An 11,606-nucleotide genomic window follows, 5' to 3' on the forward strand; every position below is an offset into this window, starting at 1 on the left:
CAACAGGCCCACGGCCGACAGCACCGAGGTGCGTCCACCAACCCAGTCCCACATGGGGAACATCCGCAGCCACTTGCCCTGCTTCGCGTAGCGGTCCAGCTCACTGCCCTCGCCCGTCACCGCCACCGCGTGCGCGCCGAAGTCGAGCCCCTTCGCCTTGTACGCGCGCTCGGCCTCCACCATGCCGTTGCGCGTCTCCTTCGTGCCGCCCGACTTGCTGATGACCACGGTGAGCGTCTCGGAGAGCCTGTCGCCGAGCTGCGCCAGCACCCGGTCCATCCCGTCCGGGTCCGTGTTGTCGAAGAAGAACACCTGCATCCGGTCCGCCGCCGTGCCGAGCGCGTCCGCCACGAGCTGCGGCCCCAGCGCCGAGCCGCCAATGCCCACCAGCAGCAGCCGGGTGAAGCGGTCCGCCTTCGGGGGCTTCACCCGAGCCGCGTGCACGTCCTCCGCGAAGCTCCGGACGGCCGCCACCGTGTCCTGCACTTCCTTGCCGAGGCCCGGCTGGGGAGCGCGCTCGGGGGCGCGCAGCCAGTAGTGGCCCACCATGCGCTTCTCATCCGGGTTGGCGATGGCGCCCTTCTCCAGCGCCTCCATCGCGTCGAAGGCCTTGTCCATCGGGCCGCGCATCCGCTCGAGGAAGTCGTCGGCGAAGTTCATCCGCGACACGTCGAGCGTCAGCCCGACCGACTCCACTTCGCACAGGTACTTCTTGTAGCGCTCCCAAAGCTGACGCTCGCTCATCGCCTCTCCTCGGCTGCGGTTGCTGGTCAGCCCCGTTCCTACCGCCATGCCCGCACGTGGGAAAAGAGTTTGATGAAGGGCGCGCCCGACTCCCGACACTGAACAGGCGCGAGCCGCTGGGGCTATCATCCGCCCGCCATGAGCCAGCCCTGGATGCTCGAGACGCCCGCGCCTCCCGCAGATGCGCGGATTCCCTATGGCGCCCTCACCCACCAGTTCGGGGACCTGCGCCTGCCGCGGGGCAAGGGGCCACACCCCGTCGTCGTGGTGGTCCATGGGGGCTTCTGGCGCGCGCGGTATGACCTCGAGCACGTGGGCCACCTGTGCGCGGACCTCACCCGGCGGGGCTACGCCACCTGGAGCCTCGAGTACCGGCGCGTGGGCCACCCGGGGGGAGGCTGGCCCGGCACCTTCGAGGACGTCGCGCGCGGAACGGACTTCCTGCGCACCCTCGCGGCCCACTCCCCGCTGGACCTGGGGCGGGTCGTCACCCTGGGGCACTCGGCCGGCGGACACCTCGCGCTCTGGCTCGCGGCGCGCGGGCGGCTCCAGCCGGGACAGCCGCTGCACACGCCCCAGCCCCTGGTGCCGCGGGGGGCGGTGTCACTCGCGGGCGTGGTGGACCTCGAGCGCGCCCACGCCCTGCGTCTCAGTGAGGGCATCGTCGAGTCCTTCCTCGGCGGCACGCCCGCGCACGTGCCCGAGCACTACCGGCTCGGCTCTCCCGCCGCGCTCCTGCCGCTCGGGGTGAAGCAGGTGCTGGTGCACGGCACCGAGGACACCATCGTCCCGCTGTCCCTCAGCGCCGAGTACCATGCCCGCGCCACGAAGCTCGGCGACTCCGTCCGGCTCGTGAGCCTGCCGGGCGCCGAGCACTTCGAGGTCATCGACCCACGCGCGAAGGAGTGGCCCCAGGTGTTGGAGGCAGTCAGCTCCCTGCTGTGAGGGAGCCAGTCTCAGCCCGCGAGCTTCGCGCGCTCGGGCACCAGCGTCTGCGTCCCGGTGAGCAACGGGTTGCCCCGCCGGGGCCGAGTCGACTCCAGCCGCTCGCCCTGCTCCCGCCACCAGCGCCCGGCGTCCTCCTCCGTCCAGCGCCCCGCGTCCGCGCACGCCTCCAACGCCACCCTCACCGCCCGCGCGCTCTCGTAGCGGGCCTCGGGCGTCTTCTCCAGGCAGCGCAGGATGACGTCACACAGGTCCTTCGGCAGCTCGCGTCCGGCACGCTCCCGCGGCGGCGTCGGGGGCGTGTGCAGGTGGTGGGCGCAGATCTCCACCACGCTGCGGCCCTCGAAGAGGTGGGTGCCCGTGAGCAGCGCGTAGCCCACCGCGCCCAGCGAGTACAGGTCCCCGCGCGCGTCCACCCTCTCCGGCGTGGCGATGGCCTCCGGCGCCAGGTACAGCGGCGTGCCGGTGATGGCCCGGTTCAGCGTGAGCGCCACGTCTCCGGTGTCACCCAGGTCCTTCACCAGGCCGAAGTCGAGCACCTTCACCAGGTCCGGCACGCCACGCCGCCGACACAGGAAGAGGTTGGCCGGCTTGATGTCGCGGTGCAACAGGCCCTGGCCGTGCGCCTCCTCCAGCGCCCCGCACACCTGCCGCAGGATGTGGATGACGCGCGCGGGCTCCTGCGGCCCCGAGGCGGCGAGCAGCCCGTCCAGGTCCACCCCCTCCAGGTACTCCATCACGTAGAAGAAGAGCCCATCGGCGGTGCGCCCGTAGTCGTAGATGGAGATGGTGTTGGGGTGGGTGAGCTGGCTGGTGAGCTGCACCTCGCGCTCGAAGCGCTCCAACCCCTGGCCATCCGCGTCGGCGCGCAGCAGCTTGATGGCGGTGCGGCGGCGCAGCAGGGCGTGGCTGGCCAGGAACACCTCGCCCATGGCTCCGCCCCCCAGCCGCTGCAGCAGCGTGTACTGGCCCAGCTTGCGCGCGTCCCGCACCTGCCTGCGCAGCCCATAGATGACCGACGACACCACCGTGGAGAAGGCCGTCGTCGCGATGCACCAGCACGACGCCAGCAGCACCAGGGAGATGGGGGTGCTGGGAGAGACGTCACGGACGCCCGAGGCGAAGAAGGTCGCCCCCAGGCCGATGAGGCACGTCCCGCCGCTCAGCACCAGCGTCCGCCGGGCGCTGCTCGGCACCAGGGTGGCGCGCAGGCTCAGCAGCACCACCTGCGCCAGCAGCAGCTCGTAGGTCCCCGCCATCGGGTACGGGTGGACGAAGGGCCAGACGGAGATGACGGCCCCCATCGCCCACAGGCCCACCAGCTCGATGGCGTACAACGCCCGCAGCGAGCGCGTGCCGGTCCGGCACGCCAGCCACAGGCCCCCGAAGACGACGTACTCGCCCAGCGCCTGATAGGAGAGGAGCCCCTGGAGCGCTCCCCGAAACCCCACCGCCGGATCCAACCCCAGCGCCAGGTTGAAGAGCGGGTAATAGAGGATGTCGACGAGGAAGGCCACCTTCCCGAACAGCCCCAGACGCTCCTGGAGCAACGCGCGCCCGTCCTCCCCACCGCCCGAGGACACGGAGGAGCCTGTCGACCTGGTTGGGACGGCAAGAAAGGGAGTCACGGCTTCACTCATGGCCAGCGCAGCATAGCTGGAAAAACACCATGAAGCTGTCGGTGTAAAGTGCGCGCCACCATGCTCAAGACGCTCATCGTGGATGACCAGGCGGCGGTGCGGACCGCCCTGGAAGTCCTGTTTGACCTGCACGGTCTGCCCGTCCTGGTGGCCGGCTCGCCCCGGGAGGCCCTGGACCTGGTGGCCACCGAGGACGTGGGGGTGGTGGTGCAGGACATGAACTTCACCGAGGCCACCACGTCCGGGCACGAGGGACTGCAGCTGCTGCGGGACATCCGGCGGTTGGATCCAGACCTGCCCGTGGTGGCCATGACGGCGTGGACCTCCCTGGAGATGGCGGTGCAGCTCATCAAGGAGGGGGCGAGCGACTACCTGGCCAAGCCGTGGGATGACACCAAGCTCGTCAACACGGTCCAGAACCTGTTGCGGCTCCGGGAGCTGTCCCTGGAGAACACGCGGCTGCGGGCTGGCGGCGAGCGGGCCCGGGCGGAGCTGGCGCGCAAGCACGACCTGCGGGGCGTCATCTACGCGAGCCCCGCCATGCACGAGGTGGTGTCACTGGTGGTGAAGGTGGCCCCCGCGGACGTGCCCGTGCTGATCACCGGCCCCAATGGGGCGGGCAAGGAGCAGGTGGCGGAGATGGTCCAGGCCAACTCGCGCCGCCGGGACAGGCCCTTCGTGAAGGTGAACTGCGGCGGGTTGCCGGACCAGCTCCTGGAAGCGGAGCTCTTCGGCGCCGAGCCCGGGGCCTACACCGGAGCCACGAAGCTGCGGGTGGGCCGCTTCGAGGAGGCCCACGGCGGCACCCTCTTCCTGGATGAGATTGGCAACCTGTCCCTGACGGGGCAGGCGAAGCTGCTGCGCGTGCTGCAGCTCGGCGAGTACCAGCGGCTGGGCAGCAGCGTCACCCGGAAGGTGGACGTGCGCGTCATCAGCGCCACCAACGTGAACCTGTCCCGGGCCATCCAGGAGGGCACCTTCCGCGAGGACCTCTACTTCCGGCTCGCCGTCATCGAGGTGGGCCTGCCCGCGCTCAAGGACCGGCCCGAGGACGTGCCCCTGCTCGCCGAGCACTTCCTGCGCAAGTACCAGCCCGAGGAGGAGGAGGTGCAGCTGAGCACCGGTGCGCGCCAGGCGCTGCTGGCCCACGACTGGCCGGGCAACGTGCGCGAGCTGCAGAACCGCATCCAGCGCGCGGTGCTGGTGCGCAAGGCGGTCACCCTGGAGGCGGTGGACCTCGGGCTGTCCGAGGGCGCCCTGCCGGGGAAATCCGCCGCGGAGCCCATGCCCGCCTCCCCCCCGCCCTCGGCGGATGAGGCGGCCGAGCGCGCGGCCGTGGAGCAGGCGCTCGCCGAGGCCCGGGGCGTGGTGTCTCGCGCCGCCGCCCAGCTCGGCCTCAGCCGGCAAGCCTTCTACCGGCGCATGGAGCGGCTCGGCCTCAGCGTGGAGCGCCGGCTCAGGGGATGAGGCACCCATGTCGATGACTTCCACGACTTCCCGCCCCTCCTCGCCCCGGGTGCTCCCCCGGCTCCGCCGCCTGGCACCGGGCGTGGCCGCCCTCGTGCTCGCCGTGACCTCCACCGCGGGCTTCGCCCTGGCCACCGGCTCGGCCGTGTGGACACTCGTGGGCGCCGGACTCGGGGTGCCGCTGGGGCTCGGGGTGCTGCTCGGCGCCGCGCGCGCCCAGGCCACCGGACAGGACCAGCGACTGCGCACCCTGGTGGAAGGCGTCCCGCTGGCCATCGTGCTGTATGGCGACTCGGGCCGCATCGCCCTCACCAACGCCGCCGCACGCGAGCTCTTCTTCGAGGGCCGTGCCGTCGAGGGGCAGAACTTCCTCTCCATGCTCCAGGGCGCCCCCGCTCCGCTGCGCCAGGCGCTCCTCACCGAGAGCGATGAGCTCTTCACCGTGGAGGTGGACAAGGAGAGCGAGACGTTCCACCTGTCCAAGCGCGACTTCGACTTCGAGGGAGAGCCCCACACGCTGCTGCTGGTGAAGCATCTCACGCGCGAGCTGGCCCGCCAGGAGGCCGACGTGTGGAAGAAGGTCATCCGGGTGATGAGCCACGAGCTGAACAACTCGCTAGCCCCCATCTCCTCGCTGCTGCACTCGGCGCGTCTCATCTCGCGAAACCCCGAGCAGCTCGGCAAGCTGACCCGGGTCGTCGACACCCTCGAGGAGCGCACCACCCACCTGCGCACCTTCCTCGACGGCTACGCCCGCTTCGCCCGGCTGCCCGCCCCCAAGCTGGCCCTGGTCGAGTGGCCCCGGCTCCTCTCGGGACTCCAGGCCCTGTATCCCCAGGCCACCTTCGCGCCGCCACCCGCCCGGCCAGGCTGGTGCGACGCCGCGCAGGTGGAGCAGGTGCTCATCAACCTGCTGAAGAACGCCCAGGAGGCCGGTGGCCCCCCCGAGTCCGTGTCCCTCGAGGTCCAGGAGGCCGAGGGAGGCTTCCGCCTGTGCGTGCACGACCGCGGACGCGGGCTCGCTCCCGAGGTGCTGCAGAACGCCCTGCTGCCCTTCTACACGACCAAGGAGAAGGGCTCGGGGCTGGGGCTCTCGCTATGCCGGGAAATCATCGACGCGCACCGGGGACGGCTGCGCATCGAGAACCGGGAGGGCGGAGGCGCCACCGTCACCGTGTGGCTGCCCGGGCGGGAGACGGGGAACGTGGGAAGCGGCTCCCGGGCCCGGTTGACGATGACCCGCGCGTGAGTCACTTCCCCTGATTGTCCCGGATGACGACCGACTTCCCGTCCTGGTCCCGGATGATGACCGACTCCCCATCCTGGTCCCGGATGACGAGCTGGGGCGCCACGTCCCACGGCAGCTTCCCCTGCTGGTCCCGGATGACGACCGGCTGGTCCCGGATGACGACCTGCTGGTCCCGGATGACGAGCTTGGGCGCCACGTCCCACGGCTGCGTCCCCTGAGGAAGCACCTCGGCGCCCGACTCGAAGTGGGAGACGCACTGGAAGTGCGCGTCCGAGCCGCGCGGCGCCCGAGCGTCACACACCTGGAGGATGTTCTCGTCGATCTCGGGGCCGCACGCGGTGAGGCCCAGGGGGAGCACGGCGGCCAGCAGCAGGGAACGGAAGGAAGGGGTACGCATGGGATTCTCCATCGAATGAGCGGGACTCTTCATGAGCCCGTCGCACCACCCCATGAGCAACCGCCGTGCCGGCCTTCCCGGGCCCCGTGGAGCCCCCATGCGCGTCCGCCGCCCCGCGCTCTCCGCCTCGGGTCGCCAGAGAAATGTCTGGAGAATCCAGGGGTTGCGCGTGCTGTCCGGTGCCCGCTCCGCGAGTGTCCGGCCCGCATGGCCCCGGACACTCGACCGGACAGCTGTCCGCGGGGCCCGGACGCCACGGACGGCCACGGGATACAGGTCCGCTCGCAATGGTAGAACCGACCGCGCGAAGCACGCACAGGTCGGGCACCGAGGTGCCCCGGGGAATTCGGGAATGACGGCTGAGATGTCCAGGGCCACGGCGCCATGCGTCGCGTGCGGGGCCGAGGTGCATGCGGCTCGGTGTGCTCGGTGTGGGGCCGCCGTGCACGTGCGCGGCTACCAGGTGATGCGGCTGCTCTCCGCGCAACCCCACAGCCGCGTGTACCTCGCGAGCACGACGGGCAGTGCCCCCTTCGTGGTCCTCAAGGAGCTGCTCTTCACCCTGGTGCCCGACACCCAGGCGCTCGAGGCCTTCCAGCGCGAGGCGGAGCTGCTCCGCCAGCTCTCCCATCCCCGGCTCCCCTCCTTCATCGACGCCTTCCAGGAGGGCACCGATACGGAGACGCGGCTGTACCTCGTCATGTCCCATGTGGAAGGCGTCTCGCTGGAAGAGGAGCTGAAGACGCACCGCTACAGCGAGGCCGAGGTGCTCGAGCTCGCCGCGCAGGGACTCGAGCTGCTCGTGTACCTGCATGGCCTGTCGCCGCACGTCATCCACCGGGACATCAAGCCGGCCAACCTCCTGCGCCGACCGGACGGGACGCTCGCCCTGGTGGACTTCGGTGCCGCCCGCGAGGTGCACCGGGCCACGGCGGGACAGGCCACCCTGGTGGGCACGCTGGGCTACATGCCGCCGGAGCAGCTCGCGGGCGTGGCTCGCCCCGGCAGTGACGTCTACGCGCTGGGCGCCACGCTCCTCCACCTCCTCAGCCGCAAGCACCCCTCCGAGCTGATGGGCGAAGGGCTGCGGCTGGAGTTCCGCGAGCACGTGAACCTGCGGCCGCCCACCCTGCGCTTCCTGGAGCGGCTCGTCCACCCCACGCCGCGCAAGCGCTTCACCACCGCGACCGAGGCGCTTGAGGCCCTCACGGCCCTCCGCTCCGGACGGGCCTCCCTCAAGCGGGTGCTGGCCTTCGTGGGGGCTGGCCTGGGTGTGGCCGGGGCCCTCGCCGCGGGCGTGCTCGTGCTCGGGCCCCGGTTGCGCTCGGAGGGGGGCGTGACGTCGGAGGCCCCGCGTTCCACCCCGAGCGACGAGAAGACCTCCCCGACGAAGGTCGAGCTGGAGATTGTCTGTCCCGACGGCGCACAGCAGTTGGAGGACCTCGCCAAACGCATCCGCTGGTGCAGCCGGGTCACCCCCAACGGCCACCCGGTGCCCCACGGCCCCTTGGTCCGCTGGGGCGACAGGCACGAACTGCGCGAGCGCAGCACCTACGCCGACGACAAGCTCCACGGCCCCCAGGTTTTCTTCGAGTCCGGGTTCAAGTCACGCGAGGGCGCGTGGCGCCACGGCAAGAAGGTGGGCACCTGGATCACCTACTCCAGCTACGAGCACAAGGAGTTCGAGAAGAACTACCAGGACGACGTCCTCGAGGGCCCCTCGTTCACCTACGAGTACGACGGCCAGGTGCGGGAACAAGGCGCGTATTCGAAGGGCGAGAAGCAGGGTCCCTGGACACGCTTCGGCGGTGTGGACGGCAAGGAGTGGGAGGCCGTCTTCGAGCAGGGCCAGTACCACGGCCCCTACACCGCCTGGCACATCGACGGGAGGACGGTGAAGGAGCAGGGCACCTACACGCACGGGAACAAGACGGGCACCTGGGTCGAGTACCACCCGAACGGGCAGAAGAAGAGCGAGGGCGCCTACGAGCAGGGGAGGCAGCAGGGCGAGTGGCGCGCGTGGCACGACAACGGGAAGCCGGCCTCCCAGGGGCTCTACGCGAGTGGCAAGCGGGTGGGGCCGTGGCTCTGGTGGCACGCCAGTGGGCCGAAGGAGAAGGAAGGCGCCTACGACGACGCGGGCCAGGAGAGCGGCAACTGGACGAGATGGTACGACAACGGAAAGAAGCACTGGAGCTTCGTCTACCAGCGGGCCGGCATCCGCCGCTTCACGAGCTGGCACGACAACGGGCGGATGGAGTCCCAGGGCATGGAGAAATCGGAAGGGAGCCTGGCGGGCGTTCCCTCGAAGTTCGGCCCATGGAACTCCTGGCATGCCAACGGCCGGAAGAAGAGCACCACCTTCTACCGGGAGGACGGTGACAGGGAGGGCGTCTCCACCCACTGGCACGACAATGGCCGCAAGGCCTCCGAGGGCCACTTCCGCCAGGACCTCCAGAAGGGCAAGTGGCGCTGGTGGGATCGCGAAGGCAAGCTCCAGCGCGAGGAGAATTTCGGCACGTGAGCGCCGCCCCCTCCCGCTCGGCTCAGAAGCCGCGCATCCACCCGCCATCGATGGCGATGGACTGGCCCGTGACGTAGGCCGCCTGCTCCGAGGCGAGGAACGTCACCAGCGCGCCCAGCTCCTCGGGCTTGCCCAGGCGGCGCGCCGGAATCTGCGACGTAATCCTGTCCTCGGGGATGCCGAGCTCCCGGAGGCGGTCCGTGGCGTGGTAGCCGGGCTGGACGCCGTTGATGGTGATGCCGTGCTCGGCCACCTCGTTGCTCACGGTCTTCACCAGCCCCATCAGCCCCGCGCGCAGCCCGTTGGAGATGGTCAGCAGCGGCATCGCCTCGCGCGCCGCCACCGACGTCACCAGGACGATGCGGCCCCAGCGCCGCTCCTTCATCCCCGGCAGCGCCGCCTGGAGGCCCTCCACCACGCTCATCCACAGGCTCTGGAAGCCCTCCTGCCACTGCTCGGCCGTGAGCTTCTCGATGCTGCCCTTGGGCGGGCCGCCCGTGTTGGCCACGAGCACGTCCACGCCGCCCAGCTCCGCCACCACCTTCTCCACCAGCGCCTTCGTGGCGCCCGGCTTCGTCAGGTCGGCCGCCACGGCGAGCGCGGCGCCCATCTGCCTGGCGGCTTCGCGGAGGCGCTCCTCGTTGCGCGAGCAGATGGCCACCCGCGCGCCCTCCTTCACGAGCTGCTCGGCGATGGCGTACCCCAGCCCCGTGGAGGCCCCCATCACCAGCGCCCGCCTACCCTTCAAGCCCAAATCCATCCGAGTGCTCCTTCACGAAGGGCACCAGCCGCTCGCGGATGAGCGTGCGCGCCCTGTCCAGGTCCACGTCTTCCGCCCGGTGGAGGCCCTCGCTCAGCTCGGCGACGATGCCGCCCGCGATGGCGCCCACCTCGTAGGACAGCCGGTACGGCACCCGGCTGAAGCTCACCAGCGTGTAGCGGCTCAGGAACTCGCCCGGGAAGGCCTTGAGCAGCTCCTTCTCCACCGCCTTCTCCAGCAGGAAGCGCGGGTCCGCCGTCCGGTCCCGCATCTCCACGAAGTTCTCCACCGCCATGTCCGCGATGGCGTCCGCGTTCGGCTTGCGCAGCCGGAAGAACTCCTCGAAGGCGTCCTCCCACCGCGTGTGCCGCCCGAGGCACGCCTCCAGCGTCACGCAGTCCTCGAAGCCGCAGTTCATCCCCTGCCCGAAGAAGGGCACGATGGCGTGCGCCGCGTCCCCCAGCAGCAGCGCCCTGCCCCCCACGTGCCACGGCGTGCTCTTCACCGTCACCATCGTCCCGGTGGGGTTGTGGAAGAAGTCGTGCGTCAGGCCCGGCATCAGCGACAGCGCGTCCGGGAACTGCTCCTCGAAGAAGGCCTCCAACCGCGCGGGCGAGTCCAGCGACTCGAAGCTCACCGGGCCCTGGAAGGGGAGGAACAGCGTGCAGGTGAAGCTGCCATCCTGGTTCGGCAGGGCAATCAGCATGTACGAGCCGCGCGGCCAGATGTGCAGCGCGTGCTTCTCCATCCGGAAGGCGCCGCCCGGGCCCGCCGGAATCGTCAGCTCCTTGTAGCCGTGGCTCAGGTGCTCCTGCGCCGAGCCGTGGCCCGGCAGCAGCGCCAGCTCGCGCCGCACCGCCGAGCTCGAGCCGTCCGTGCCGAACACCACCGGCGTGCGCACCTCGCGCACGGTGCCGCTCGCCCTGTCCAACACCTCGAGCACGCCCTTCTCGAGGTCCACGTGCTGCACGCGCTGGTCGAACTGGATGCGTACCCGGCCCGAGCGCTCCGCGTGCGTCATCAGGTACTCGTTCAGCCACGCGCGCGAGATGCTGTTGATGTGCTGGGACTCGTCCTTGCCGTAGGCCTGGAAGGCCAACCCACCAGACGGGGCATGAATCATCCGGCCGCGCATGGGGATGGCCTGGCGCAGCGCCTCCTCCTCCAGCCCCAGCCGTCGCAAGGCGTACAGCCCACGGGCGGAGATGGCGAGGTTGATGGAGCGCCCCGCGTCCACCACCTCGCGCCGCATGTCCGGGCGCCGCTCCAGGACATCCACCTGAAAGCCGCGCCGCGCCAGGTACATCGAAAGGAGCGAGCCCACCAGACCCGCTCCCACCACCGTTACGCGCTCCGTCCCGTCAATCTCGTGCATGCCGTTCCAACACCCCCGCGAAGCGGTATACGTCCTGGAAGCTGACATAGAGGGGGGCTGGAGCGGCGCGGATGACGTCCGGTGAACGGAAGTCGCAGAAGACGCCCTGCGCAGTGAGCTTTTCCAACAGTTTCCGAGGCTCCTTGCTGAAGCGCAGCGAGAGCTGGACGCCCCGCTGCTTCGGCTCTCTCGGGGTGGTGATGCGCACGAACCCGGGCGGGAGCCTGTCCAGGAGGAACTCCAGGTAGCCGGTGAGCAGCTCGCTCTTGCGGCGCAGCGCCGGCATGGTGGCGCGGTCGAAGAGCTCCATGGACGCCCGCAGGGCCGCGAGCTGGAGGATGGGTGAATTGGACAGCAGCCAGCCCTCGGCGCCGGGAGTCGGGACGAAGTCCGGCCCCATCTGGAAGCGCGTCTGCTTGTCGTGGCCCCACCAGCCCTCGAAGCGCGGCAGGTCCTTGTTGTGCGCGTGGCGCTCGTGGACGAAGACGCCGCCCAGCGTGCCCGG

8 protein-coding genes and 2 pseudogenes are annotated in these 11,606 nt (G+C 70.6%); 4 read left to right on the forward strand and 6 right to left on the reverse strand.

Annotation, left to right across the window (positions count from 1 at the left end; genetic code table 11):
* Positions 1-744 (reverse strand): annotated as a pseudogene (gene pgi / locus VF697_RS14705) (glucose-6-phosphate isomerase); the annotation flags it as partial.
* A 138-nt stretch (positions 745-882) separates the two neighbouring features.
* On the opposite strand from pgi, the gene VF697_RS14710 reads away from it, so the two are divergent.
* Positions 883-1,689 carry an alpha/beta hydrolase gene (locus VF697_RS14710; protein ID WP_331095405.1) on the forward strand — a complete coding sequence of 269 codons (807 nt, stop codon included), beginning with the start codon at positions 883-885 and terminating at the stop codon, positions 1,687-1,689.
* Between the two features lie 11 nt (positions 1,690-1,700).
* Here the strand turns inward: VF697_RS14710 and VF697_RS14715 are convergent, their stop codons facing one another.
* Positions 1,701-3,239, reverse strand: a complete 1,539-nt coding sequence (locus tag VF697_RS14715; protein WP_331095407.1) for a serine/threonine-protein kinase — start codon at positions 3,237-3,239, stop codon at positions 1,701-1,703.
* A gap of 150 nt (positions 3,240-3,389) precedes the next feature.
* Between VF697_RS14715 and VF697_RS14720 the strand changes: the two genes are divergently transcribed.
* Both VF697_RS14720 and VF697_RS14725 read left to right on the forward strand, forming a co-directional pair.
* Positions 3,390-4,796, forward strand: a complete 1,407-nt coding sequence (locus VF697_RS14720) for a sigma-54 dependent transcriptional regulator (protein ID WP_331095409.1) — start codon at positions 3,390-3,392, stop codon at positions 4,794-4,796.
* Between the two features lie 7 nt (positions 4,797-4,803).
* Complete coding sequence (locus VF697_RS14725) at positions 4,804-6,045, forward strand: sensor histidine kinase (protein ID WP_331095411.1); 1,242 nt, start codon at positions 4,804-4,806, stop codon at positions 6,043-6,045.
* Position 6,046: 1 nt separating this feature from the next.
* Here VF697_RS14725 and VF697_RS14730 read toward each other — a convergent pair whose 3' ends face one another.
* Complete coding sequence (locus VF697_RS14730; protein WP_331095413.1) at positions 6,047-6,442, reverse strand: hypothetical protein; 396 nt, start codon at positions 6,440-6,442, stop codon at positions 6,047-6,049.
* Between the two features lie 442 nt (positions 6,443-6,884).
* Between VF697_RS14730 and VF697_RS14735 the strand changes: the two genes are divergently transcribed.
* On the forward strand, positions 6,885-8,966 hold the full coding sequence (locus tag VF697_RS14735; protein ID WP_331095415.1) for a protein kinase domain-containing protein: 2,082 nt from the start codon (positions 6,885-6,887) through the stop codon (positions 8,964-8,966).
* A gap of 22 nt (positions 8,967-8,988) precedes the next feature.
* Here VF697_RS14735 and VF697_RS14740 read toward each other — a convergent pair whose 3' ends face one another.
* From VF697_RS14740 to VF697_RS14750, 3 genes and pseudogenes are all read right to left on the reverse strand, one after another.
* A complete protein-coding gene (locus VF697_RS14740; protein ID WP_331095417.1) occupies positions 8,989-9,726 on the reverse strand; it encodes an SDR family oxidoreductase in 738 nt (245 codons plus the stop codon).
* The gene (locus tag VF697_RS14745; protein WP_331095418.1) at positions 9,704-11,101 is read right to left on the reverse strand and encodes an NAD(P)/FAD-dependent oxidoreductase; all 1,398 of its coding nucleotides are present in this window, start codon (positions 11,099-11,101) and stop codon (positions 9,704-9,706) included. Before VF697_RS14745 ends, VF697_RS14740 begins: the two co-directional genes overlap by 23 nt.
* Positions 11,088-11,606 (reverse strand): annotated as a pseudogene (locus tag VF697_RS14750) (kynureninase); the annotation flags it as partial. The gene VF697_RS14745 and the pseudogene VF697_RS14750, both read right to left, overlap by 14 nt.

The organism is Archangium sp. (genome assembly GCF_036388035.1).
Taxonomy (GTDB): domain Bacteria; phylum Myxococcota; class Myxococcia; order Myxococcales; family Myxococcaceae; genus Archangium.